Annotated in this window: 31 protein-coding genes; 21 read left to right on the top strand and 10 right to left on the bottom strand. The window is 44.9% G+C overall.

Translation table 11 applies throughout. The annotated features are described in order from the left end of the window. Positions 1-80: 80 nt before the first annotated feature. A complete protein-coding gene (locus QUB35_RS01335; RefSeq protein WP_333138636.1) occupies positions 81-350 on the top strand; it encodes a hypothetical protein in 270 nt (89 codons plus the stop codon). Between the two features lie 190 nt (positions 351-540). Next, entirely contained in the window at positions 541-1245 is a 705-nt protein-coding gene (locus QUB35_RS01330) for a hypothetical protein (protein WP_333138634.1), read from the top strand. A gap of 454 nt (positions 1246-1699) precedes the next feature. On the opposite strand, the gene QUB35_RS01325 is transcribed toward QUB35_RS01330, so the two are convergent. Both QUB35_RS01325 and QUB35_RS01320 read right to left on the bottom strand, forming a co-directional pair. Further along, positions 1700-2146 (bottom strand): NADAR family protein, encoded by a 447-nt coding sequence (locus QUB35_RS01325; RefSeq protein ID WP_333138632.1) that lies wholly within the window; start codon positions 2144-2146, stop codon positions 1700-1702. 48 nt (positions 2147-2194) lie between these two features. After that, positions 2195-2596 carry a hypothetical protein gene (locus QUB35_RS01320; RefSeq protein ID WP_333138630.1) on the bottom strand — a complete coding sequence of 134 codons (402 nt, stop codon included), beginning with the start codon at positions 2594-2596 and terminating at the stop codon, positions 2195-2197. A gap of 433 nt (positions 2597-3029) precedes the next feature. Between QUB35_RS01320 and QUB35_RS01315 the strand changes: the two genes are divergently transcribed. From QUB35_RS01315 to QUB35_RS01290, 6 genes are all read left to right on the top strand, one after another. Continuing rightward, a complete protein-coding gene (locus QUB35_RS01315) occupies positions 3030-4109 on the top strand; it encodes a dipeptide epimerase (protein WP_333138628.1) in 1080 nt (359 codons plus the stop codon). 31 nt (positions 4110-4140) lie between these two features. After that, a complete protein-coding gene (locus QUB35_RS01310) occupies positions 4141-4923 on the top strand; it encodes a Uma2 family endonuclease (RefSeq protein ID WP_333138626.1) in 783 nt (260 codons plus the stop codon). A 73-nt stretch (positions 4924-4996) separates the two neighbouring features. Further along, positions 4997-6046, top strand: a complete 1050-nt coding sequence (locus tag QUB35_RS01305; RefSeq protein WP_333138624.1) for a DUF1611 domain-containing protein — start codon at positions 4997-4999, stop codon at positions 6044-6046. Positions 6047-6089: 43 nt separating this feature from the next. Next, on the top strand, positions 6090-6731 hold the full coding sequence (locus tag QUB35_RS01300) for a type I restriction endonuclease (RefSeq protein ID WP_333138622.1): 642 nt from the start codon (positions 6090-6092) through the stop codon (positions 6729-6731). Between the two features lie 9 nt (positions 6732-6740). Further along, positions 6741-7256 (top strand): cupin domain-containing protein, encoded by a 516-nt coding sequence (locus QUB35_RS01295; protein ID WP_333138620.1) that lies wholly within the window; start codon positions 6741-6743, stop codon positions 7254-7256. Further along, positions 7253-7723 carry a GNAT family N-acetyltransferase gene (locus QUB35_RS01290; protein ID WP_333138618.1) on the top strand — a complete coding sequence of 157 codons (471 nt, stop codon included), beginning with the start codon at positions 7253-7255 and terminating at the stop codon, positions 7721-7723. The genes QUB35_RS01295 and QUB35_RS01290 overlap by 4 nt, the downstream gene beginning before the upstream one ends. Before the next feature lie 483 nt (positions 7724-8206). On the opposite strand, the gene QUB35_RS01285 is transcribed toward QUB35_RS01290, so the two are convergent. Continuing rightward, positions 8207-8380 (bottom strand): hypothetical protein, encoded by a 174-nt coding sequence (locus QUB35_RS01285; RefSeq protein ID WP_333138616.1) that lies wholly within the window; start codon positions 8378-8380, stop codon positions 8207-8209. A gap of 392 nt (positions 8381-8772) precedes the next feature. Between QUB35_RS01285 and QUB35_RS01280 the strand changes: the two genes are divergently transcribed. Both QUB35_RS01280 and QUB35_RS01275 read left to right on the top strand, forming a co-directional pair. Next, a complete protein-coding gene (locus QUB35_RS01280) occupies positions 8773-9060 on the top strand; it encodes an NfeD family protein (protein WP_333101688.1) in 288 nt (95 codons plus the stop codon). Between the two features lie 113 nt (positions 9061-9173). Beyond that, positions 9174-9461: an NfeD family protein gene (locus QUB35_RS01275; protein WP_333138613.1), complete on the top strand. Its 288-nt coding sequence runs from the start codon at positions 9174-9176 to the stop codon at positions 9459-9461. A 174-nt stretch (positions 9462-9635) separates the two neighbouring features. Here the strand turns inward: QUB35_RS01275 and QUB35_RS01270 are convergent, their stop codons facing one another. Beyond that, positions 9636-10766 carry an Rpn family recombination-promoting nuclease/putative transposase gene (locus tag QUB35_RS01270; RefSeq protein WP_333138611.1) on the bottom strand — a complete coding sequence of 377 codons (1131 nt, stop codon included), beginning with the start codon at positions 10764-10766 and terminating at the stop codon, positions 9636-9638. A gap of 149 nt (positions 10767-10915) precedes the next feature. Here QUB35_RS01270 and QUB35_RS01265 point away from each other — a divergent pair, with 149 nt between their 5' ends. Next, the gene (locus tag QUB35_RS01265; protein WP_333138609.1) at positions 10916-11290 is read left to right on the top strand and encodes a type II toxin-antitoxin system RelE/ParE family toxin; all 375 of its coding nucleotides are present in this window, start codon (positions 10916-10918) and stop codon (positions 11288-11290) included. Next, positions 11287-11613: an XRE family transcriptional regulator gene (locus QUB35_RS01260; RefSeq protein WP_333138608.1), complete on the top strand. Its 327-nt coding sequence runs from the start codon at positions 11287-11289 to the stop codon at positions 11611-11613. The genes QUB35_RS01265 and QUB35_RS01260 overlap by 4 nt, the downstream gene beginning before the upstream one ends. A gap of 56 nt (positions 11614-11669) precedes the next feature. Here QUB35_RS01260 and QUB35_RS01255 read toward each other — a convergent pair whose 3' ends face one another. Then, positions 11670-11849, bottom strand: coding sequence for a hypothetical protein (locus QUB35_RS01255; RefSeq protein ID WP_333138606.1), 180 nt, complete (start codon positions 11847-11849; stop codon positions 11670-11672). Between the two features lie 140 nt (positions 11850-11989). Between QUB35_RS01255 and QUB35_RS01250 the strand changes: the two genes are divergently transcribed. The 3 genes from QUB35_RS01250 (at position 11990) to QUB35_RS01240 (ending at position 16255) form a co-directional block, all read left to right on the top strand. Beyond that, on the top strand, positions 11990-14338 hold the full coding sequence (locus tag QUB35_RS01250; protein WP_333138604.1) for an NACHT domain-containing protein: 2349 nt from the start codon (positions 11990-11992) through the stop codon (positions 14336-14338). A 112-nt stretch (positions 14339-14450) separates the two neighbouring features. Continuing rightward, on the top strand, positions 14451-15329 hold the full coding sequence (glyQ, locus tag QUB35_RS01245; protein WP_242720870.1) for a glycine--tRNA ligase subunit alpha: 879 nt from the start codon (positions 14451-14453) through the stop codon (positions 15327-15329). A gap of 158 nt (positions 15330-15487) precedes the next feature. Next, the gene (locus QUB35_RS01240) at positions 15488-16255 is read left to right on the top strand and encodes an ATP-binding cassette domain-containing protein (protein WP_333138603.1); all 768 of its coding nucleotides are present in this window, start codon (positions 15488-15490) and stop codon (positions 16253-16255) included. A gap of 258 nt (positions 16256-16513) precedes the next feature. Here the strand turns inward: QUB35_RS01240 and QUB35_RS01235 are convergent, their stop codons facing one another. Together QUB35_RS01235 and QUB35_RS01230 are read right to left on the bottom strand one after the other, a co-directional pair. Then, positions 16514-17785 carry an MFS transporter gene (locus QUB35_RS01235; protein WP_333138601.1) on the bottom strand — a complete coding sequence of 424 codons (1272 nt, stop codon included), beginning with the start codon at positions 17783-17785 and terminating at the stop codon, positions 16514-16516. 117 nt (positions 17786-17902) lie between these two features. Further along, the gene (locus QUB35_RS01230) at positions 17903-18079 is read right to left on the bottom strand and encodes a ribbon-helix-helix protein, CopG family (protein WP_333138599.1); all 177 of its coding nucleotides are present in this window, start codon (positions 18077-18079) and stop codon (positions 17903-17905) included. 34 nt (positions 18080-18113) lie between these two features. Here QUB35_RS01230 and QUB35_RS01225 point away from each other — a divergent pair, with 34 nt between their 5' ends. Then, the gene (locus QUB35_RS01225; protein ID WP_333138597.1) at positions 18114-19238 is read left to right on the top strand and encodes an RNA-guided endonuclease TnpB family protein; all 1125 of its coding nucleotides are present in this window, start codon (positions 18114-18116) and stop codon (positions 19236-19238) included. A gap of 129 nt (positions 19239-19367) precedes the next feature. Then, positions 19368-19544, top strand: a complete 177-nt coding sequence (locus QUB35_RS01220; protein WP_333138595.1) for a hypothetical protein — start codon at positions 19368-19370, stop codon at positions 19542-19544. A gap of 20 nt (positions 19545-19564) precedes the next feature. Here the strand turns inward: QUB35_RS01220 and QUB35_RS01215 are convergent, their stop codons facing one another. Next, a complete protein-coding gene (locus tag QUB35_RS01215) occupies positions 19565-20077 on the bottom strand; it encodes a DUF2808 domain-containing protein (protein WP_333138593.1) in 513 nt (170 codons plus the stop codon). A 583-nt stretch (positions 20078-20660) separates the two neighbouring features. On the opposite strand from QUB35_RS01215, the gene QUB35_RS01210 reads away from it, so the two are divergent. The 4 genes from QUB35_RS01210 (at position 20661) to QUB35_RS01195 (ending at position 23814) form a co-directional block, all read left to right on the top strand. After that, positions 20661-21809: a Re/Si-specific NAD(P)(+) transhydrogenase subunit alpha gene (locus QUB35_RS01210; protein ID WP_333101701.1), complete on the top strand. Its 1149-nt coding sequence runs from the start codon at positions 20661-20663 to the stop codon at positions 21807-21809. Positions 21810-21972: 163 nt separating this feature from the next. Then, on the top strand, positions 21973-22176 hold the full coding sequence (locus QUB35_RS01205; protein WP_333138591.1) for a hypothetical protein: 204 nt from the start codon (positions 21973-21975) through the stop codon (positions 22174-22176). Continuing rightward, the gene (locus QUB35_RS01200) at positions 22115-22408 is read left to right on the top strand and encodes an NAD(P) transhydrogenase subunit alpha (RefSeq protein ID WP_006633295.1); all 294 of its coding nucleotides are present in this window, start codon (positions 22115-22117) and stop codon (positions 22406-22408) included. The genes QUB35_RS01205 and QUB35_RS01200 overlap by 62 nt, the downstream gene beginning before the upstream one ends. Next, positions 22405-23814 carry an NAD(P)(+) transhydrogenase (Re/Si-specific) subunit beta gene (locus QUB35_RS01195; RefSeq protein WP_333138589.1) on the top strand — a complete coding sequence of 470 codons (1410 nt, stop codon included), beginning with the start codon at positions 22405-22407 and terminating at the stop codon, positions 23812-23814. Before QUB35_RS01200 ends, QUB35_RS01195 begins: the two co-directional genes overlap by 4 nt. A 203-nt stretch (positions 23815-24017) precedes the next feature. On the opposite strand, the gene QUB35_RS01190 is transcribed toward QUB35_RS01195, so the two are convergent. Further along, the gene (locus tag QUB35_RS01190) at positions 24018-24380 is read right to left on the bottom strand and encodes a DUF5615 family PIN-like protein (RefSeq protein WP_333138587.1); all 363 of its coding nucleotides are present in this window, start codon (positions 24378-24380) and stop codon (positions 24018-24020) included. Then, positions 24380-24721, bottom strand: coding sequence for a DUF433 domain-containing protein (locus QUB35_RS01185; protein ID WP_333138585.1), 342 nt, complete (start codon positions 24719-24721; stop codon positions 24380-24382). The genes QUB35_RS01190 and QUB35_RS01185 overlap by 1 nt, the downstream gene beginning before the upstream one ends. Positions 24722-24821 lie beyond the last annotated feature (100 nt).

The following is a 24821-nucleotide window of genomic DNA, read 5'->3' as shown; positions in this document are numbered from 1 at the left end:
TTATCAGTTTTTGGGAGCCACTGGCTGCAACCAGTAGCACTCTCATGTTGTGTATGGTCTATATAGACCAAGGATTTCTCATGACTAATTATAACAGCGAACAGCTCAATCTGTTCACCCAGCCGATCGCAGTTACGGTGGAACTTGGTTGCACTGTTAAACGTGCCGCCCAAATAGTAGACCGCTCACCAAACTCAATCTACTACCAACTCAGGAAAAATAAACCGTATCTACGGAAGGGTGATACAGGTACATGGCAAATTGACTCGACAGGCAAAAAAGATGGCTCAATTCTTGTGAATGTTGCCATCATTTATTCTCCAACAGATAAGAATTGGAGACTTGCTTGAGCTCAAATCTCAAGGCTGCGTTAGTCCAAAGCTTAACGCAGCCTTCTGCCTCTTCGGTTGCTCAGGAAAACAGCAAGCAGAGCCTCCAAATCTGCGTCCCCAGGCAGAGCCAGGGAACAAGAAAAAATCTGAAAAATATTCCTTAAGACTTGTTACAATACACAAAACTTCATACTTTCCCCAACACTGGATGACCTTTTTCAACGCCTCCGAACCCCTAATCCGCTGCAAACAGGAACATCTCGACGTACAAGACATCGAAGGCCTGTTGCAACTCCGCTGGCAAATTGGAAATATTACTCTTTTCTCAGGATTTTATACCCGCATCGACCAAACTTTTCTGCTTTGGGGTTTGGTGACAGGGGGGATTTTTTTCACCGCTCAGTTTTTCCCCATCAGTTGGAGCTTTCAGGCGATTTTGTGGTCAACTTTGACTTTAGTTGGCACTGCGGTAATGGCTGTTTTGACTTTGTTTTGGGTAAGAGTCGAGCGAGTTAGCTGGATTCTTTACTCTTGGGCGATTTTGATGATAACTGGTTTGGTTTTGACCGATTGCAGTATTTTTGCCGGTTGGGCAGGTTTGTTGCTGCACCTTTGCGATTTGTGGTTGGGGTTGAGCGCGATCGGCTATTTGTTGACGGGACTCGGTTTGCGATCGCGCACTTTTATCCTCAGCGGACTAACTCATCTATTTAGCATCGGATTATTGCCCTTTGTCGCACCTTGGCAGTATTTGACAACGGGAATTGTTCTGGCAGGCAGTCTAATTTTGCTGTCAGAATGGCAGTGGGATATGCAATCGTCGATCGACAATACTTTGCTAAGCGCAGAACAGAAAGAATTTAACAAAATTCAACAGCAACTGCGACAGAGTGGCGCGATGGTATCCAAATAAATCACAAATGTAAAGAATTCTGTAGCACTGCTGACACTTTCCACAAATCGTACACAATAGTAAAGATACAGCATAAATAAAAAACAAACTTTAACCAGAACAGGTGTTTTGCTGTTTTACCTGTGAATCGCCAACTTTAGGGGAACGGTGTCCGGGAGGCGACTGGCTAACAATGCTGTACTTCCAACCATAAAAGTTAATTCCGGTTGAGAGTAGTTGTTAAAACAAAAAAAGTGGTGCAGGGTTTTTACCGTTTCCCCTGCTTCGCAGTCTCTGAGGAGAGGCTAAACCCTCTACTAGAACAGCCCGACGAGATTGACACAAGTTTTGACAGTTGCTCATGCCGATTTTTAAGTTCAGTGTTTAAGAAAATTGAGGAAATGCTCGCTGACGAGCATTGCAGGACTTAGGATTAAATAAGTCCTGCTTTAGTTTGGGAAATTTAAGTTCTGTTTTACTCTGACGTGCGTTTTCGCAATATTTCCCTTACTTCCATTAAAATCTGGCCCAACATATTTTTGCCGCTGCCATCTTTACCGCAACCCCAATAGTAATCAACCGGGGAATTTTCGACTATTTCCTCATCCGCAGTAGCTAGTAAAATTTCTCTAATTTCGGAATGAGTTTCAAATTTTCGGAGTACGGCTTTTCTCATGATATCATCTTTTACTTTTTCCCAATCTTTGCGGAGGGGACGAGAGCGATCGCGCCCCATTTTTGCGGCATCTTTCGGCGTTTTTGCTTGGCGAATTTGGTCACAATGAGCCGTTTGGGGAAACTTTTGTGCTTGAAAATAATGCTCAGTAGTTGGCCAATATTCTCCGTCTAACTCGAATCCATGAGTGGAAAAATTAGAAAAACAGCCGTATTCGCTGCCAGTGGTGTAGAAGTAGATAGGCATAAAGTCTGCGATTTCTATTTCGTTAATAATCTTGGTTGATCGTCAGTTTTACCTCTCTCGATTATCCACTATCTTCAACCGCAAATCAATAGTTTCAAGATGGGAACCGATGTAAGACAGCAGGGCGTAAATGAATACGATCACCCCTACCCTTTCCATAATTTCCTCAACAGAAGTCATCAAACCGTACATCAAGTTTCGCTGACCTACCGCATCTGCATAATAGCCAGTAACCATTTCCATGCCAAGTGCTCCACCGACATATATACTGCCTGCCAGTAAAAAACAATCCCTTGTTTTCCGGGGTAGGTGCAGGAGAAACTTGAGATAAGCCAGCCCAGTAACCACCACAAAAAGCGCCCCCGGAATTACCCAAATGAAGTAAAAAAATCCTCCTAAATGCAGTGCTTTTCCCAAATCGTTAATAATTAATATTTCGTGCAGACTCAAGATTTCATGTCAACAAAAAAATCCAAACATGAACCCCAGCGCTTTCCATTGCCCAAAATAGCGATCGCCCTGCTTCTTCTTAGCCGTAGCAATAATACCTAGCCAAATCGCGCAAAACAGCAAAGTAAATGACGAGTACCACGAAGGATAATTTATTTATCTGTCTAATTTAAATCAACTAATCCAGCGTTCTTAATAGTTAAAAACGTAGCGCAGAACTTGTATGATGCAACCAGCAACAGCAAAGAATAGAACCCAAATGCTGAGAGAGAAAGCAACTCTCTTCGGCGAAACAGAAATAAGGAATTTCCTCAACTTTTTGATAAACTAGAACAAGCAAAATCAAACTCTAAAGTAAAAAGTTAAAAATGGCAATAGCGGCGCAATCCGCCACCTCTGATTTTTATCTATAAAAAATTACCAATCACTGACAATGCACCTTCAAATTGAAACCTTCACTGTCCGCAAGCGGTTTGCCCTTACCATCAGCCGCGGTACAACAGCCCAAAGTACCAATTTATGGGTAAAATTAGCACACGAAGGCATCGAAGGCTGGGGAGAAGCTTCGCCGTTTTCCACAGGTTCTCGACCCCAAACTACCGAAATTCTGCTAGCCGCATTGCAGGAAGTTGCACCGCTGCTAGAAAAGTTTACTCCGTGCGATCGCCAAAAAATCGAACAAGTATTAACAGAGGTCAACTTACCCTCAGCCGCCCGCGCCGGCATCGACATGGCAATGCACGACTGGCTGGGCAAAAAAGCCGGCTTGCCCCTGTGGAAAATGTGGGGATTAGATCGATCGCGCATCGTGCCCACCTCCGTCACAATCGGCATTAATTCGCCGAGGAGTGCAAGAGAAAGAGTGCGCGATTGGTTTGGTAAAGATGCGACAGATCCAGCAAGCATCAAATACCGCGCCGTTAAGATTAAATTAGGAAATCCCGAAGGAATCGAAGCCGACAAAGCTATGTTAATAGCAGTGCTAGACGAAGCACCAGTTAACATTCAAATCAGTGTAGATGCTAACGGTGGTTGGAGTTTAAAAGATGCAATAGAGATGTGTCACTGGCTGGAAAAATACCAGATAAATTATGTTGAACAGCCACTTTCACCCGTCGCAGATATGGAGGAATTCTCAGAACTGTACCGTCAATCGCCCCTACAAATTTTTGCTGATGAAAGTTGCTTTAATAGTGCCGATATACCCAAGTTAGCGCACTGCGTCCACGGCATCAATATCAAAATGATGAAGTCAGGGGGATTGACTGAAGCAATGCGGATGATTCACACAGCAAAAGCCTGCAATTTGCAAGTAATGTTCGGCTGCTATTCAGATAGCGCGATCGCAAATACAGCAGCAGCACAACTTTCACCACTAGCTGACTATTTGGATTTGGACAGTCACTTAAATTTATTAGACGATCCTTTCACCGGTGCGATCGTCGAAAATGGGTGTTTGCTGCCAAACGGGCGATCGGGATTGGGAGTGCGACGAATTGAGATTGTAGAATAGAAGTATCGCTCAAAACCAATCTGGAGATAGTATGATACCAGTAGAATCAATAGGAGAGCAAATTAATAGAGAAGCCAAGCTTTTCTTTGAAGAACACAAGCCGCCGACTGATTTAATTTTTGATGATGGTGCAGAAATGGAAAGCAACCGCCACCGTATAGCAATGACCGTTTTAATCCGTTCCGTAGAACAAGGTTTAGCTAACCGGAACGATTTTTTTGTCGGTGGCAATATGTTTATTTATTACAGCGCTAAACAGATTCGGAATCAGGATTTCCGAGGCCCGGATTTTTTCGCTGTGTTGGGTGTTGACAGCAATACTTCCCGACAAGGCTGGGTAGTTTGGGAAGAAAACGGACGTTACCCGGATGTCATTGTGGAACTGCTGTCGCCGTCAACGGCAAATCAGGACACAGGCAAAAAAAAGGATATTTACGAGCAGGTTTTTAGAACTCCTGATTACTTTGTTTTCGATCCTTTCGAGCCGAATTCTTTGCAAGGATGGCGTTTAGATGTCACCCTGCGTTATCAGCCGTTAGTGCCCAACGAGCGGGGTTGGCTGTGGTGCGAAACCCTAGGTTTTTGGTTGGGCACTTGGGAAGGAATTGTCGATCGAGAAACAGCGACTTGGGTGCGTTTTTTCGATGAATCTGGCAATTTAGTTTTGTTGCCAGAGGAAGCCGCTCAACAGCAAGCCGAAGCCGCTCAACAGCAAGCGGAACAGGAACGCCAGCGAGCCTCGCGACTAGAGGCCAGATTGCGAGAATTGGGAGAAGATCCGAGTGATCTTACCCTGAACCCAAATCACAGCTAACACCTAATCGATTTTAGATTTTAGATTTTAGATTGAAGCTAAAATCTAAAATCCCCCTCTTGAAAGTGAATCAATGACTAAAAACTATCCGATCAAAAATGGTAAAGTTGCAATCCTGCTGCACGAGGGTATTCTTGGTTATTCCGGCAAAACAGGTTTAGCATTTTTGCGCTACAGCGAAGCACAAATTGTAGCAGTAATAGACCGCCAATGTGCAGGACAATCTTTGGCTGAATTAACGGGCATTCCTCAACAAGTACCGATAGTTGCGTCCGTTGCAGAAGCACTGAAATTTGCGCCGGATATTCTGCTAATTGGTATCGCTCCTTCCGGCGGTGTTTTGCCTGCAGAATGGCTGCCAGAAATTAATCAAGCGGTAGCAGCGGGTTTGTCAGTTGTCAATGGTTTGCACGCGAAACTTGCACCTTTGGTAACAGTTCCTTTAACCGAAAATCAATGGATTTGGGACGTGCGTCAGGAACCGAAATCTGTGGGTGCGATCGCCTCTGCTGCCGCAGCTAAATTAAGTTGTCGCCGCGTATTAACTGTCGGCACAGATATGAGCGTTGGCAAAATGTCAACCAGTCTGGAACTCAATCGCACTTGCTTGCGGCGGGGTTGGCGTTCCAAATTTTTAGCAACGGGACAAACTGGTTTAATGATTGGAAATGAAGGCCTTCCTTTGGATGCAGTGCGAGTTGATTTTGCGGCTGGTGCTGTCGAAGAAATGGTGATTAAATTGGGTTCTGAGTGCGATATTCTGCACGTAGAAGGGCAAGGTTCGCTATTGCATCCGGGTTCGACGGCGACTCTGCCGCTGCTGCGGGGTTCGCAGCCAACTCACTTAATTTTAGCGCACCGAGCCGGACAAACTAGCATTCGCAATCACCCGCACGTATCGATTCCCAGGTTATCAAAAGTGGTTGAATTGTACGAAATGTTAGCTGCTGCTGCGGGTGCTTTTGCAGGGGGAAAAGTGAGCGCGATCGCCCTCAACACTCATCACTTAAATGAGGCAAATGCGCTGTTAGCAATAGCTGAAGTTCAAGCAGAAACGGGATTGCCTTGTACCGATCCGGTAAGGTTTGGCGCGGAGGTTTTGTGGGAGGCGATCGACAGTTGATATGCTACAATTAACACCAACCAGCAAATAGCTACATAAAACTATGACACAAAGCATTCAAGCAAAAACACTGACACTGCTAGATGTCGAAACAAAATTTAATTTTCAACTTTGTGAAGATGAGCAATTCTTCCGGGAGTGGATTGACGATTTACCGGAAATTAGCGATGACAAAAAGCGAGCGCTCGACAACGTAAAAGCAGGTTATATCAACAGTGTCAAGTACGCGATGCTGGAAGATACCGTAAAAATGGTGGTACTGGCTCCCTTGCTATTTTTAGCAGATTTCTACTTGACTCCGTTTCATATAGAGGCAGAAAAATCAGTAGAACTGACTATTGAAGATGAAGATACAATTGTCAGGGGTAGCATCGATGTCCTGCTATTGCTGAAATCTTTTTGGGTAGTTGCGATCGAAGCCAAACGCTCTCAATATTCCGTTGAAGCTGGGCTTCCTCAGTTACTATTTTATATGCTGAATGACCCCAGCCCAGAACCAGTAACATTTGGGCTTCTGACAAATGGCAGCAGCTTTCGATTTATCAAAGTGACCAAACAAGGCACACCGCAGTATGCCGTGTCTAAACTTTTCGATATTGGGAGTCCAGGAAACGAACTTTACGAAGTCTTTCGCATTTTGAAGCAGCTAGCTGGTATAATTTCCAGTAACACCTCTTATACTTAAATACATAATATGGAACTAGATTCTGAAAGTAACAATAAATTCACTAAAGCTCACTTTGACTTTAACAATTTGCCCCAACTCACCAACCCTTGGCGACAGCTAAATCTACAAGGAGTAGCTTTAGGTTTGATTCGCTTGCCTGCTGGCGATGGCTACACATTTACTCACAGCCACGCAGAACAAGAAGAAGTTTATATTGTAGTTGAAGGCAAAGGCCTGATGGTTGTAGATGGGGAACTATTGACACTTGAGGGCGGCGATATTGTGAGAGTTTCTCCCGCAGCAAAGAGAGCATTAAAAGCTGCTGAAAATACAGCCTTGTTTGTTATCTGTACTGGAGGATTGGCTGCAGGTTATCCCAAGCAGCCCAACGCGCGCTATCTGATAGATGATGGAATTCCCGATTATGACGATGTTCCGCCTTGGTATAAGGGAAATCCCGAAATTGCCGAGAGAAATGTGCGGTTAAAAGAAAGGATGTTGAAAGCTCAATCCAAACGAGACAGTCAACAGGAATCACAATGAATGAAAGTTCTTTTTCGTGGCCGCCACAATGCGTTATCCGCCCGGCCTGTGCTCAAGACATCAAATCAATTAGAATCTTAGTGTGGAGCGCCAGACTCGATCCAACTCAGTTGCGCTGGGAGCAATTCTGGGTCATCCAATGCGAGGGAAAATTGGCAGCTTGCGGACAGTTGCGGAAATTTGCGGGGGCGCAAGAATTGGGCAGTTTGGTGGTGGCGAAAAATTGGCGCGATCGAGGTTTGGGAAGTTACCTCACAAAATATTTAATTCAACAAGCTACAGAACCGCTATATTTAGAATGTTTGGGAAAGCGACTCGCATCATTTTATACTCGCTTTGGCTTCGTAGAAGTTTCCGTACAAGAATTGCCACAGTCGCTTAAATTAAAGTTCGCTTTGTCTCAATTAGCTAAAACTTTATTCAAAATTCCTGTAACAATTATGCAGTATCCAGCAGGTTGTCTATAAGTATGACTTTTATGAATTTAAGATTCTGAATTTATGAATGGATTTTAAGTTCGACCTGTTCAATAATTGGATAACAGGGTGCGATCGACCTGCATCGATCAAAAACTCCTACCGCCTCCTGATATCTGCGTAACTCTCGATCGCCTATTAGACCTCTTGCAAAAATAATTAGGACGGGCTCTCCGGCCCATCCCACAAGAGTTATTTTTTCTTGGGAGATGGGCCGGAGAGCCCGTCCCATCAATTGATGAAAAGGATTTTTGCAAGAGGTCTATTGTCTAGGCCTAAATAGGTAGGTACACCTCAATATCGCATGGGGAGGGCGGGTGAGTTGCCAAGTTTACTTGCTTATATCATAGATCCGCTTACGGGCCCCTAATGGCGCACTGGGTGTCAGAAACCGGGTTTTTAGGGGTTTGGTGCGTCAGTTACGGACTAGATATGTATGGATATTCCGGATTGGGCGATCGAGACTGCGTAAGCTCATAATTCACTGTTGGCGGTAGTCCAGTTGGCTAAATTGGCACAGCCAGCAGCCTGATAGGTAGGCAGAAACCTCTGCAAAATCGTTGTTTGCAGGTTTCTCAGTGTCATGTGCCAGTACCAGACTCGGAAAGTGGACTGGCGATCGCCCCAAAGATATTGGACTCCTGGCAAATTAGTAAGTGTAAAGCAAGTGAGTCACAACCCAATCAAAACATAAAACCCAAAAATAAAACATTTTCACAGCAGCAGTAATGCGGAATCAGCCAATCTCTAATGTAGCTAACAACATCTACCCTTAAGGTAAATCCCACCAACTGCTCAACCACTAAATCCTTAATTCAATACCTCGGAATTACGGGATTTAGACTCCCCGCAACCGCTTCTCAAATCCCCTCAACATTTCAAAAATTCTTTGCCTTTTATCCTGATAAAACCACGGAAGGCAAGAACAATGAAATATCAAGGCAATCAATCAATCTTAACCGAGGAAATGCAGCCTCTCAAATAGCATAAACCGACAATTACACATCCCCATATATTTTAACACAACAGGAGTAAATATCATGTTCAACGTAGTAAAAGCTTTCGGCTCGATTTTCTCTACCCAAGGATACAGCACAGCTAACAATATGCTTATCAAAAATTACGTCAACACCAATTTTAACTACTTCAACGAAGAAGCTGTCGTCGATGAATCGATTTACCCGAATCAAACAGGTCGCGTCCGCTTTCAAGGTAGCTGGTGGCCCGCACGGTGCGATCGCCAAATCACCCTCACACCGGGAGACACGGTTTATGTCATCGGCGTTGACAACATCACTCTGTTAGTTTCCCTCGCTCCGGCAGACTAAATCAGAGCATGAGAGACCTGGTAATCAATTTCAACCAGGAAATGCTACTTTTCAAAGAGCCTCAAATAGGCCATAAAACTTCGATATATTTTAACACAAAAGGAGTCAACAAAATGTTTAACGTAGTAAAAGCTTTCGGTTCTATTTTTTCTCTTCACACCTACAGCACAGAAAAGAATATCTTAATGGATAACTACATCAACACCAATTTCCACTACTTCAACGAAGAAGCAGTAGTTGATGAATCGATTTACCCGAATCAAACAGGTCGCGTCCGCTTCCAAGGTAGCTGGTGGCCCGCACGGTGCGATCGCCAAATCACCCTCACACCGGGAGACACGGTTTATGTCATCGGCGTTGACAACATCACTCTGTTAGTTTCCCTCGCTCCTGCAAACTAAACTAGAAAGTAATCTCAACTTTTTCACTGTCTGAGCCCCGACTTATTCAAGAAGTCGGGGTTCTGACTATTCTGTTTTTTTGTGGCTATTTGGCGATCGCTTCCACTCAACATCTGACGCAAGACAGCAATATCTGCCTCAGTTTATTTGCCAGTAGAAATATGGCCGATCGCGCTACAATAAAATGGCATTTTTGAGAGCTTGTTTGTTGAGGCGATCGCCGAGTTGAGATTCGCTACTTTCTCGGGTGACTGCTGCTTTTTCTGATGCCTTAGCGATCGGTAGTGGTTCGAGCAGTTGGGCTTGAGCTTCCTGAATTGAAGGGTAATTTTCAGCCCAGGATGAAATCGCTTCTGAAAGGACATCGATATCATCGGATAAGGGTTCAATTAGCTGCGCTAGTTCGGTTAATTGTTCGACCCCGAAGAGCGATCGCTGCTGAGTTAATAGTTCGATAAACGAGTCGATATTTTGTTCGGGGAGTGACATCGATTCCCGTTGGATTTTGTTAATTGTTTGGCGAACAAATTCGAGAGACAAATCTAATAATTGCGCGATCGTCTCTAAATTTATCCCCAACCCTATCGTGCGACGAATGGCTTCTAACTTCGCCTGCCGCTCACCTTGTTCGAGTCCTTCTTCTAAACCTTCTTGCTTGACTTCCTGGTAAAATCGAGTTTGTCTGAGTTCGCTTAAATTCAACATGGCGGCAATTTCCTCGCGGCTTTTCTGGGGGAGTTTGTAGACGATAATTGTTTCGATGAGGTTAATTAAATCGCGTTGAACGGTGGGATCGGATATCTGTTGTCGGGCCATTGCGATCGACTGGCGTGCTTGTTCTGCTGCTGTCTCTGCTGGCTCGATTACCAGTTTAACAACTTTGACTCCCAGCGATCGATCTGCGGCTTCTGGCAATTCATCGAGGTAAATCCGTTGGACGCGCTGACTCGTTAAGAGTTCCTGAAATTGCAGCATCTGTTCGTGTTCGATGCGGCGATTGGGATAGATGACAACCACGCGCCAAGGATTGAGGGGTTTGTATTGTCGCAGATAGAGAAAGAGTTCGCCAAAGATGCGGTAGTACAAGTCGGCATCGGGTTGAAACTGAACTTCAGCCAAGTAAAATGGTTTTTCAGGTTCTTCGGTTTTGGGGAGAAATAAGCCATCGATGCGGAATGCGAGTTGTTTGATTTCGCGGGAGGTGAATTCATAGGCGGTGGCTTCGTCTGGGGAACGATCTATCAGTTCAAAGAAGAAGCGGGGAAATTCCTGAAACAGGCTGTAGAAAATGGTGTCTGTTTTCATGAGTTGTCGATGCGAATCGAAGATGGGTACTATACCATGCCGAGAGAGAACTATGACACAAGAACCCATTATGGGAGAAATCGATTTTTAGGCAGGGCAACATTTTATGCTATTGTCAAACTTGATTTTTACAGGAAATTTGGTATAAAATGGTCGATAACAAAGATACTATAGAAGTGCCTTTACGACCTCTTGTTTGGATGGGAGACTCTCGCAAAAATATCCGCGAGTTTCCTGAAGAGGTACAAAAAGCGGTAGGTTATGCGCTACAACTGGTGCAAGCTGGGGAAACACCTTTGTCAGCCAAGCCCTTTAAAGGGGTGGAAAGCGGTGTGTATGAAATCGTCAAACGTTACGATACGGATACTTACAGGGCGGTTTATGCTCTCAAGATTGGTGACAAAATCTATGTGTTGCACGCTTTTCAGAAGAAATCAAAGCAAGGGATTAAAACCCCACAGGCTGATGTTGACTTAATTAAAAAACGCTATCAAGACGCACTAGCGAGGGAGGAACAATTATGACAGAAGAAACCATTTTTGAAGAAAGCAGCGGTAATGTATTTGCTGACCTTGGATTGGCAGATGCTGACGAACTTTTGGCGCGGGGTAAAATCGGAATTCAGGTACTTCGTCTGTTGAAACAGCGCAACTTGGAACAGCGTGAAATGAGCGAGTTACTGGGCATTCCACAACCAGAAGTCTCTCATTTAATGGAGGGAGAGTTTCAACGGTTCAGCGAGGGAAAACTACTGCTTTTCCTCAAGCGACTCGATACGGAAATTACTTTACATCTTCGCCCTCGTAATAAGGGAAATCAATCTGCTGAAATTGCGATCTCGCTATAGGACTTTGGGGAACCGATCGCCCTGTTGAATTTTTTCGCAAAGGCGATCGGGGACTTCTAGCTTTTATCTATTTCACTCTCCTCATCTTTCTGCAACGCAGCCAAGATTTGAAAGCACAGCCGAAGCAGAAAGAGCAGAAATCCTGCTTGGGGATTGAGCCAGGTGGCAACACCCACTACAGTAAACTCGATTACTTTGAGCCATTTTTTCTTATTTGAACTCTTCATGTTGGTCATCTTTGTTGAAACTCTCAACAATCTGCCAAATGCAAGATAGGAGGCTGGTTTTAGATACGATCGCCTACCGCTCAGGTTATGTACAAGTTTGTCCAAGTTACGATCGCGTCGCTATAATTGGAGAAACCTGAAACCACTACATGACAGAACGTACCGGGCGATCTCTGAGGTTATCGCCAACTCAACTGAAAAACGCGGACAGCGCATTAGCAAAATTTGGTAGCAAATCCGATTTGGCTGCTGAATTAAAGATGTCGCGTACTACCATCCACAAATTTTTCAAAGGTGAAGCTGTTCAGCGCAAGCAGTTTCTTTGCATCTGCAAAAAGCTCAAACTGAAATGGGAACCCGACGCTGAACAGGTTCAGGAGAAAGGTAAACCACCGAATTCACTGTCAAATCTGCCTGCCGAGAGCGTCAAAGATCCTGTTGATGCGTTGGTTCAGCAGGTACGATCGCGCCTCCACGATGACATCCAACCCTTGCACGGCAGAATGCCGCTTTGGGGTGTCGATCGTTGCGTGCCGTTGAGTGACTTGTTTGTGGATGTCAATATTCTGGAGGAACTCAGTAGTAGTCGTAGATCGGAATTGGATGACTTGTGGCAGGACTTTAGCCAAAATCGCAGCTACCGCAGTTTCGATCGCATTGGTTTGGGCAAAAAGCTAAAACGGGTATCAGGTTTAAAGGTGCTGGCAAAGAATGCGAACCTGATGGTAGTGGGCAAACCGGGTTCGGGAAAGACCACGTATTTGCAGCGAGTGGTGATGGAGTGCAACGCAGGTAATTTACAAGCGCACCGCATTCCGGTTTTGATTAAACTGCGAGATTTTGTCGAGGATGGGGGTGAGGTTGCCTACTCGCTAGAGCGTTATCTAGAAGGGTGCTGGCGGTTATCGGATGCCGAAACTCAATTGGCGTTAGATCGAGGTCGGGCGCTGGTGCTGCTGGATGGGTTGGATGAAGTGACGGGAGAAGATGGGAAGAGCATCGCCAAGGAAATCAAGCGGTTTGCTCGCACTTATCCGCAGGTGCAGGTAATTGTGACCTGTCGAACGCAGAGTCAGGAATCACAGTTTGAGCGATTTGATTATGTGGAAGTAGCTGATTTTAATGAGTCGCAGGTGCGATCGTTTTCAGAACATTGGTATAAGGCGGTGATGCGGGATGAGTCGGGGGGACTGGCAAAAGCGAAGGAGTTTTTAGAACAACTATTTTTAGAGGCAAATAAGCCGATTCGGGACTTGGCAATTACGCCGATTTTGCTGAGTTTGACTTGTGCAGTGTTTCACCCGACGGGGAAGTTTCACTCGAAGCGTTCTAAGCTTTATGAAGAAGGGTTGAAGTTATTGCTGGAGCAATGGGATAAGGATCGGGCGATCGATCGGGATGAAATTTATCGTGATTTGTTGCTAGAGCGGAAGCTGGAGTTATTGAGCTTTCTAGCAGTGAAGAAGTTTGAGCAAGAGCAATATGTGTTGTTTGAGCAGGCGGAAATTGAGAGATATATTGCGGAGTTTTTGGGAATTGGGCAGCGGGATAGTCGATCGGTGTTGAGGGCGATGGAAGCGCAGCATGGATTGTTGATTGAGCGATCGCAACAAATATGGTCATTTTCGCACTTGACATTTCAAGAATTTCTTGTAGCAAAATGGTTCATTCAGCATCAAGATTTGCAGCAACTCATTTGTTATATGTATCAAGGACATTGGAAGGAGGTATTCCCACTAATCGTAAGTATGTTATCAGCTTCTGATTCAGAAAAGTTATTGACATTGCTCCAAGATCGTATTAATGATTTAATTAAACATAATAAGCAGCTTCAAAAATTCTTGCTTTGGGCACAAAATAAAACTGATTCTCTCCGAGATGCCCGATATAAACCAGCAGCCATACGGTCATTTTATATTTATTTTGCAGAGATTCATTTTAATTGTATTCAATATTTTCTTCATCCTGCTATTAGGGATATTCTTGCCTATAAAATCGATCCTAATTTTAGGCAAGATGTAGCTGATAGTTACAAACGCCACAATACCGCTCCTAGCGAATTTGTCTTTAGTCTGTCAAATGACATTGCAATTGATATTGCTTTTGCTCTTCTTTTTGATGCCGATGTTCTATTAACTTGGGCTATCAGGTATATGCAACAAGCTATAGTTGAGCTTGAAACCCCTCCTCAGTTAAAACTCGTTCTACAGTCTCTTATAGATGATATTTTACTTGCTCTAGTTACCTCACCTACAGAGTGGAAAAGATGTAGAAGTATAATGCGCTCTATCATGATTAAGTATCGTAACATTGGACAACATAAAAGATTTACTAATTCTCAGCAAAGTCTGTTTGACAAGTATTATAATGCCAATGTATTGTTGTGGAATTGCTTGCATTCAAGTAATTGCAGCTTCGCAATTAGGCAACAAATTGAAGACGCTCTACTATTACCGATCACGGAAATCGAAAAACGCAAACTGGAAAAAGCAGAGTAGGGCAATTCGCTATAAATCCTGTCTTATCTAATTTCGGCAGGGTTTATTTCAATAAACCGTGCCTTGAGTATGCTTAAATAATCTTAGACACTCGCTAACCATATTTAAACCAGTGAACTTTCAATCAGTCATTGCCACCTTAAACAAATTCTGGAGCGATCGCGGTTGCCTGATCGCCCAATCCTACGACACAGAAAAAGGTGCAGGAACCATGAATCCCCACACCTTTCTCAGAGCAATTGGCCCCGAACCTTGGTCAGTCGCCTACATAGAACCCTGTCGCCGCCCCACCGACGGACGCTACGGCGAAAATCCCAACCGCTTCCAACATTACTATCAATATCAAGTTTTAATTAAACCCTCTCCTCCCAATATCCAAGACATCTATTTAGACTCCCTCAGAGCATTAGGAATTCGCCCAGAAGACCACGACATTCGTTTCGTAGAAGACAACTGGGAATCGCCCACCCTCGGAGCTTGGGGGGTCGGCTGGGAAGTCTGGCTCGATGGCATGGAAATCACCCAATTTACCTACTTTCAACAGTGCGGTAGCATTGACTGTCGCCCCGTCTCCATTGAAATTACCTACGGACTAGAACGCCTCGCAATGTATCTCCAAGAAGTCGATGCCATGACGAAAATTCAGTGGAAAGATGGCATCACTTACGGCGACGTTCACCTGCAAGGAGAAATAGAACAGTGTACTTATAACTTTGAAGCTTCCAATCCCGAATTGCTGTTTACTCTATTTGGACTGTACGAGCAAGAAGCAGAACAATTGACCAAAAAAGGATTGGTTTTGCCTAGTCTTGATTATGTGCTAAAATGTTCTCACACTTTCAATTTACTCGATGCTAGAGGTGTGATTTCGGTAACGGAAAGAACCCGCTACATCACCAAAATTCGCAATTTGGCCCGGCGAGTTGCTCAGCTTTATTTGGAACAGCGCGAAAAACTGGGTTTTCCTTTAGAAAAAGCTGTAAAAGTTTGAGTTTGAGTTGGATTGTGGGGCGGGCATCTTGCCTGCCTTAAGAAGGGGCAAGATGCCCGTTCCACAAAGAGTGAGTTGGATTGGGGAGTGGGCATCTTGCCTGCCTCAAGAACGGGCAAGATGCCCGTTCCACGAAAGCCATATTTTTAATTAATTAAATGCCTAATTATTCGGAAAATAATACAGAAACAAATCCTCAACTGCGAATTGATAATGTTAGTTTAAAAACACCGATCGCCTCAAGTCATTTGTTGGAAAATATATCATTTCAGGTACAGAAGGGATCTCGCGTGGCAATTGTTGGCCCTTCAGGTGCGGGGAAAACAACGCTGTTGCGGTTGCTAAATCGGCTCAGCAGTCCCACCAGCGGCTCGATTTATCTGGAAAATACAGAATATCGCCAAATACCTGCGATCGAACTCCGCAAACAAATCACCCTCATCCTGCAAGAATCCAAGCTTTTGGGAATGTCGGTGCGAGAAGCATTGGCTTATCCTTTGAAGCTGCGGGGCGTGACTTCATCAAACATTGCTGAGAGAATTAGCGGGGCGATCGAACAACTGCACATACCCCAAGAATGGCTCAATCGCAGCGAATTCCAGCTTTCCACAGGCCAAAAACAGCTCGTGGCGATCGCCCGCGGCATCATCCTACAACCAAAAATCTTGCTTTTAGACGAGCCAACATCTGCCCTAGACGCAGGAAAAGCCGCCCACCTTTTGCAAGTATTGATACAGCTAACAAACGGCCAAACCACAATTGTAATGGTAAACCATCAATTAGAATTAGCCGAGCAATTTAGCACGCGAATTCTGCATTTACAGCGCGGAAAGCTCATCGAAGACTTGCCCTCTCATCAAATAAATTGGGTGCAACTGCGGCAAAATTTAATCCAAGCAGAAGCAGAAGCTCAACAAGAATGGTGAACAAACTAAAAAACATTTTCTGCGACTAGATACGCGGTGGAAATCCCAGAACCTTCTTCTAAATTCGCTTGGTTTAACCTCTGGTTGCGTAATTAATTTGGATGTTTTAACCGCAGAGGGCGCAGAGGGCGCAGAGAAAGAGAAGAGAAGAGATAAAGAGAGAAGTTTACCAATTGTTGAGGATTGCTAGAGATACAGTCAGATATTAGCTTTGGGAATGTTGTTTAATGTTGGCATTTGTGCTTTTACGCTAAATTGTTACTGCGGAATTAAACCCATTTTTTGATAAAGTGGCCGGACGAAGTTTTTTAAAGCTGGCAACTGTTTGGTAAAAACTATCGAGCCTAAAACACAAATTATACCTCCAATGATGACTGTATTGGGAGCGCCGATATAATTTGCCAATCCGCCGCCAACTAAATTCCCAAACGGTGTCACTCCAAAAAATGCCATCGTGTATATGCTCATCACTCTTCCGCGTTTGTCATCTTCCACAATTGTTTGCAAAAATGTGTTTCCTCCTGCAAATTGCAAAATGAAACCAAACCCCACAAACAACATCATGATTAATGACAGCCATAAGACGCGAGACAAACCCAAACCTATCAGCCCGAATCCCATAATTGCTGGTGAAATCGCAATCCATTTGCCGATGCCAACTACACTTTTGCGCGAAATCAAATAAATCGCCCCCCCAAAGGCTCCGACTCCCGAAGCAGCCATCAAAAAGCCTAGGGCTTCTGGGCCGCCGTGCAGGATTTTGGTAGCAAAAATCGGGACTAAAACTGTGTGGGACATTCCCGCAAAACTGACTAATGCTAATAGCAGTAAAATTGCTCGAATCGGGGGAAATCCGAAGGCATAAACGAATCCTTCTTTTAATCTTTGTAAGGGTTTGGTATTAGTTGCTGCAATATTACGGGCTTTGATCTGCATCGCTAATAAGCCTGCAATTACAGCGATGTAGCTGAGTCCGTCAATGAGAAAGCAATAACTTGGGCCGACTGTAGCTATCAGCAAACCTGCAATTGCTGGGCCGATTAATCTGGCCCCGTTGAACATGGAAGCGTTGAGGGCGATCGCATTTGCTAAATCTTCTTTCTTTTCTACAAGTTCCGGCACAAAAGCTTGCCGTGCCGGCGCGTCAAACGCATTAATTGCGCCTTGAAAGAAACTCAGTACCAGGATCTGCCAAATGTTAACGACTCCTGTTAGCGCTAAAAATGCTAGCGCTAAGGATTGAACCATCGCTAATATTTGAGTGGCAATTATGACTCGGTGGCGGTTCCAGCGATCGATTAAAACTCCTGCAAAAGGCAGTAAAATTAATGTGGGGATTTGACTTGTAAATCCCACCACGCCCAGCATCCAAGGTGAATCGCTCAAATTGTAGACAAGCCAAACAGTAGCGACTTGCGTCATCCAACTGCCAATCAGTGAGAGGCCTTGTCCTGCAAAAAACAGGCGATAATTTCTCGATCGCAGCGCTGGAGGAAGTTCTATTGTTTTGATTTTTGCTAGTAGATTCATGCTGCAAGTACGGCCTTAGCAATCCTATTTGATTGGTAAACATTTTTTTGGGGTAGCGTCCCTGAGCCTACCCCTAATTAGCTAAGGGCAATCATCGGGGGACGGCCCCTAGACTCATTATGACCGAAAAATTGGGTTTAAAGCCTCGTCCTTCGCTTGACGGCTTTTTTTGAGCTTAAGGCTTCTAATGAGCTCCCTTAGAGCATCTGATTTCGATCTACCGCGTGATTCGCAGTAAGATTCTAGCTTCTCAAACTCTTCATCAGTCAGCCTAAGAAATACGCTCTTTTTCATGGCAAAGTATAGCTAGATGATCTACAATAATAGCATGAAAACATTGAAGTTTAAGCTATATCAAAGCAAGCGGAATAGACACCTCAAGCGAAGTATCAATGCTGCCGGGGTGATCTACAACCATTGCATTGCACTCCATAAACGGTACTACCGAATGTGGGGAAAGCATTTGAATTGTGCAAAACTTCAATCGCATATTGCCAAACAGAGAAAGCGTAAAGCGTTCTGGCAAACGGTCGGCTCTCAAGCTGTGCAGGATATCTGCCAACGAATTGAGAAAGCCTACCAACTGTTTTTTAAGCATCACAAGAAAGGAGTTAGACCGCCCGGATTCAAGAAAGTTCGCAGATACAAATCGTTCACTCTCAAGCAAGCTGGCTACAAATTCTTAGGCGGCAATCGAATTAAGATTGGGAATCGCGTTTATCAGTATTGGAATTCCAGAGAGATAGAGGGGACGGTCAAGACGTTAACCATTAAACGCACGACATTAGGAGAGCTATTTATGGTTGTGGTCGTTGACAGCGTTGAAGAACCTGAAACCAAAGTCGAGACGAGTAGAATCGCTGGCTTTGATTTCGGCTTAAAAACGTTTCTCACCTGCTCAGATGGAACGAAAATCGAATCACCGCAATTTCTGAAACAGTCCCTTAACGCTATTAAGAAAGCAAATCGTCAGCATTCCAAAAAACGGAAAGGCTCAGCGAACCGGGAAAGAGCAAGACTCAATTTAGTTCGCAAGTACGAGGATGTAGTGAATCGTCGCTCTGATTGGTTCTGGAAATTGGCTCACGAACTAACTGATAAGTTCGACGTGCTGTGCTTTGAGACGTTGAATCTAAAAGGAATGCAACGACTTTGGGGACGTAAAATCTCAGACATTGCATTCGGCGAATTTCTCCAAGTTCTCGAATGGGTTGCCAAGAAAAAAAATAAGCAGGTGATCTTCATTGATCAGTGGTATCCATCCTCGAAGACTTGCAATCATTGTGGACACGTCCTAAAAAAGTTGGATGTGAATACGAGAGAATGGCGATGTCCGTCCTGTCAGAACGTGAACGACAGAGACGAGAATGCAGCTAAGAATATTTGTGCGGTTGGGGCATCAACCGTTAAGTTAGGCGATGTTAGACAGGCTATGCCTGCAATCGCTGTCTGAGCTTAGAATCCCCCGTGATAAGAGCCGGGGGAGTATGTCAAGAATCATTGAGAATTGCGATATGAGCCGGAGGTTCTATTTTCACAACTGCCGAAAACTGAGATGTTGACCATTCTCAATAAGCTTTTTATGAACAGGCTTTCCGGCCTGTTCCACAAGAAAATTCACTCTTTGTGGAACAGGCCGAAAAGCCTGTTAAGCGAGAATGGTGCAAGATGTGAGGAAAACCAAGATTTGAGTAGAGTTAAATTTTTGCCCGTAGCAAAACGATCGCCACATTTAAATTTTTCTGTCGCGATCGCTTGACTAACGAGAAATTCCTTCCCTCAACTAATGCTCAACAGCCAAGTGCCGAGGTAACGCAGCAAGGGAACGTCGCCAGGGGTGCGGATGCGGACGTTGAAATGGTACATTCCGCCGGGAGATGGGTTTCTGACGTTGGAGAGTACAACCTCAACATTGTTGCCGGCGGCAATTGGTTCTTTGGGATAAATTTCTATGAATCGATTTTCTTTGTCCCAGATTACTTCTTGCAATTCTATTGTTTTGTCTTTGACGCGCACTTTAATGTCTTTTTGGTCAAATTCGCCTTTGTAGTAGTCGGGATAGGATATGTTGAGTTGGGCGATCGCCAAACTTACTTTTTTGGAAGGAATTCGCAGCCGATATCTATCGCCACTCATCCCGGCTGTACCGTAATCCAAGCGATAGTTTAATTGGTTGGCGCGATCGGGGCCGCCGAAAATCGTGAATCCTGGCATTGACTGGGCTAAACTGATGGCGGGTAATCCAGCCACCAAGCAACCTGTAACCGCTAGTGCTGAAAATAATCGTCGCATAACAACTCCTCTAATTAAACTCTTGGTGAACATTTAATATTGCTCGCCCGAAATTTGCGATCGTGCCTACAATATATCGAATCTCTCAGCAATTTGATGAGGGCGAGCCGATTTTAGATTTTAGATTTTAGATTTTAGATTTACTCCCGTCTGCTTTGAGAATGAATCTGGGGGCTGGTTAGAACCCGACGCTTTTCTGTGCCTCCATCCTAAGTCTCCGAAACGCTGAATCTGGGAACCTCCGAACAAATTGCTCGATCGTCAATTATTTTTTGCGTAATTTTTGCGTAATACTGATAACTGACATTCTAACTACAGAATTAGGCGACATAAAATTATATCATAATCGGTGGCCAACTTAACCATTTAGCGAATTTGAATGTATAAGATAAGTTAAAGATACGGGTCGAATTTGGGCGATCGGCTTTAGTATCAACGAGAGAAGTTTAGGGCAAGGGCTGCTTCAATGTAAAGCAAGGCATCGGGCGATTAAAAATCGCACTTCAAGAAACCTGCGGAGGCAGGTTTTGTCTGTGTAGGCGCGGCTTCAACCGCCCTGGGAAGGCTTAAATAAGGAGAGTTCATGAAATTAGCGATCGCAAAAGAAATAGCAGCAGGGGAACGCCGGGTGGCTTTAGTACCCGACGCTGTAGCCCGATTAGTCAAACAGGGCGTCGAAGTTTGGGTTGAAGCCGGTGCCGGCGCACAATCCTTTTTCTCGGATCTTGCTTACGAAGAAGCGGGAGCTCAGGTTGTCGCCGATACCGCTAGGCTGTGGGGCGAAGCCGATGTCGTAGTCAAAATCGGGGCCCTGCAAGAATCAGAAGTTCATCAACTCCGGGAAGGAGGCGTTTTCATCGGATTTTTGAATCCTCTGGGAGATCCAGCTTTAGTGCAGCGTTTAGCCGATCGCCAAGTAACGGCCTTCAGCATGGAAATGATCCCGCGCACCAGCCGCGCTCAAAGCATGGATGCACTGTCATCTCAGGGCAACGTTGCCGGTTACAAAGCGGTATTGATCGCAGCCGCCGCTTTGCCGAAATATTTTCCGATGCTGACAACGGCGGCGGGTACAATTCGCCCCGCGAAAGTATTGGTAATGGGTGTGGGCGTTGCTGGCTTACAGGCGATCGCCACGGCGCGTCGTTTGGGTGCGGTAGTCGAAGCCTTCGACATCCGCCCGGAAACAAAAGAACAAGTGCAAAGTTTGGGCGCTAAATTCCTTGATGTCGAACTCAAGGAAGAAACCGTCGCCGCCGGAGGTTATGCTAAAGAGCTATCAGAAGCGGCTAAAGAATACACCCGCCAAGTGCTCACCCAACACGTCAGCGCTTCCGATGCAGTGATTACAACCGCTCAAGTTCCCGGCAGAAAAGCACCTATTTTAGTTACTAGAGAAATGGTTTCTCAAATGAAGCCCGGATCTGTAATTGTTGACCTCGCGGGCGAACAAGGCGGCAATTGCGAATGCACGGAAGCGGGGAAAGATGTTGAATGGAACGGCGTTAATGTCATCGGCCCGATTAATGTGCCCTCGTCTATGCCTGTCCACGCTAGCGAAACTTACTCGAAGAATATCTCCTCTTTACTTCAGTTGATGGTGAAAGATAAGGAACTCAATTTGAATTTTGAAGACGATATCATTGCTGGTGCTTGTGTTGCCCGCGACGGTGAAATTAGCAATCAGCGAGTTCGGGATGCTTTGGCAGCTCAGGCTTCAGCCGTCAGTTAGATTCTGTCGTTATGAGGCAAAGTCCGGCAGTCCGATAGTCCGGCAGTCCGATAGTCCGATAGTCCGGCAAGGGTTGAAACCCCTGCCTCAAAGCTCAAGTCCTCTGAAGAGGACTGAAGAACTGATTAAATATCTCCAAAAAAGGCTTTTTTGAACAGGCAAGATGCCTGTTCCACAAGAATTATGGGAGATGTTTATTAGTCCTCTTAAGAGGACTTTTGCTATGAGTCAGGGAATTCATTCCCTGGCGGACTGGCGGACGCAACCGGGAACGAGTTATTTCCAATTACCAATTACCAATTGTTATGGCAGAAGGATTGATTGCAGGTTTAGTGGTGTTTACTCTAGCGTCGTTTGTGGGATTTGAAGTAATTAATAAAGTCCCGCCGACGCTGCACACACCTTTGATGTCGGGATCGAATGCGATTTCTGGAATTGCCGTTTTAGGTGCAATTCTGATTTCTGGCCAAGGCAATGTGACTGTTACTTCGATTTTGGGGACGATCGCGATCGCCCTGGCCACAATTAACGTAGTCGGCGGTTTCTTAGTAACCGATCGAATGCTGCAAATGTTCAAGAAAAAAGAGGTTAAAGCGTGAGCGATTTTCTGCCCAGTGGCATTCAACTAGGTTATTTAGTTGCCGCATCTTTGTTTATTATCGGTTTGAAACAGTTGGGTTCCCCTGCAACTGCGCGTCAAGGGAATGTGTTAGCTGCGATCGGGATGTTAATTGCGATCGTCGGTACTTTGCTGGAAAAGCAAGTCATCAGCTACGAATTGATTGCTGTCGGAATTATCATCGGTTCGATTTTGGGAACAATTATGGCAAAAACCGTCGCGATGACGGATATGCCGCAGATGGTGGGTTTGCTTAACGGTTTCGGGGGCGCGGCTTCTGCACTCGTTGCTGTGGGCGAATTCTGGCGCTATCTCAGCATCCCCCAATCGCCGACGCCTGATGCGACAATCACGATCCTTTTGGGTGTGTTGATTGGCGGAATTACTTTCACTGGTAGCCTTGTGGCGTTTGCGAAACTGCAAGAATTGCTACCGGGTGCGCCTATGACGTTTCCGCTGCAACAGCCGTTTAATGCCATGCTGGCGATCGCACTTTTAGCCGGCAGCGGTTATATGCTGTTTAACCCGGAGGATGTGCCAGTATTTCTGGCTTTGGTGGCGATTTCCAATATTTTGGGAATCATGTTTGTGCTCCCGATTGGGGGCGGCGATATGCCGGTGGTGGTGTCGCTGCTTAACTCTTATTCGGGGATTGCGGCGAGTGTGGCTGGGTTCATTTTGATGAACAATATGCTGATTATCGCTGGTGCATTGGTGGGCGCGTCGGGGATTATTTTGACGCAAATCATGTGCAAGGCGATGAATCGATCCTTGGGTAGTGTGCTGTTTAGCGCGTTTGGTAGCGGTGGCGGTAGTGCTGGGGCTGCTGGGGCTGCTGGTGATGCGATCGACAAAACTGTTCGCAGTATCAATCTCGAAGAAAGTGCGATGATGTTAGGCTATGCGCGATCGGTTGTGATTATTCCCGGCTACGGGATGGCTGTAGCGCAAGCACAGCACGCTGTGCGCGAGTTAGCCGACGGTTTGGAAAAAATGGGTGTTGACGTGAAATACGCAATTCACCCGGTGGCTGGGCGGATGCCGGGGCACATGAATGTGCTGCTGGCGGAAGCAAACGTGCCTTATCCGCAGTTGTACGATATGGACGATATCAATCCGCAGTTTGAAGAAACGGATGTTGCTTTGGTAATCGGGGCTAACGATGTAGTGAATCCGGCGGCGCGTCACGATACGGCGAGCCCGATTTATGGGATGCCGATTTTGGAGGTTGATAAGGCTAAGCATACGATCGTGATTAAGCGCGGGATGAGTGCTGGTTTTTCCGGTGTAGATAATGAGTTGTTCTACAAGGATAAGACGATGATGTTGTTTGGTAGCGCTAAGGATGTGGTTGCCAAATTGGTTTCTGAGGTGAAGCAGTTGTAGGATTTTTTAACCGCTGATGAAGGCGGATTAACGCTGATGATTAAACCCGGTTTCTTGTAGAAACCGGGTTTTTGTTTTGGGTTTGTATAGATGCTAATACTTCTCTTTCTTTCAGTCTCTTAGAGAGGGAATTCGTGTGACAAGAAGCAATTTTAATCGCCGAATTTTATAAAAAGATACTGCTATATTGTCCGCCCTGCGAATTATCTCAGTGGGATAAATTCAATCCTATCTTGATATTCATTTTCAAAAGATGCTCCCGCAATTTCAATTAACTCGTCAATCACTTGGCCCATATCTGCATTCAAGCGGATTGTGAGAATTCCTAAAACGTGGCGACCTTGGGCTGTATGATCTGACAAATGAACTGGCATTGAACGTCGGTTATTAGTAACGAGGATAAAGTTATTCTCCTCGCACCAACACAAGATTTCTGGATCTTTCGTTCCTTTAGGCAGAACACCTTCATCGCCAACCATCAAAACGACGATATCGGATTGATGATACAAAAGCTGCACCCGATATTCAGGGTCTATGTTTTCGTCTAACAGGTATTTAACAGTCATTAATGAACTCTATCCCGTTGTGTAGATATGTTCTTTTGTTCCTTAATTTGACGCATTTTCAAGACAAAGGGTGATGGATTGCGATCGTATTCAGCTTCAGATTTGAGGCAATATTCTAACCAATCTCCTACATATTTACCTACAGTTTTTGTATTTTCCAAATAGTAGAGAATGGTAGCATAAACTTGAGCCATAGTCACTGTCCGAAATTTTTGAGCTATGGCTTCTGGAGTTTGGCCGCGGTGGATGTATTCGTAGAGAATGTGTTCGATACCGACGCGGGTTCCTTTGATGCGGATATCTTCTGGTGTTAAAAATTCAAAGTAATCTTCTAATTGCATGATTTTCGAGCATTTTTCCTGTGAGTCTTGAGTGTATACTGAGTGTAACACATTGGCTACAAGCTTGAGTTGATACTATAATAGCATTAAACGAATTCAG

This window comes from Microcoleus sp. B13-B6, assembly GCF_036705405.1.
GTDB lineage: Bacteria > Cyanobacteriota > Cyanobacteriia > Cyanobacteriales > Microcoleaceae > Microcoleus.
Note: the sequence above shows the minus strand (reverse complement) of the source record. Positions and strands in the feature narration are given on the sequence as shown.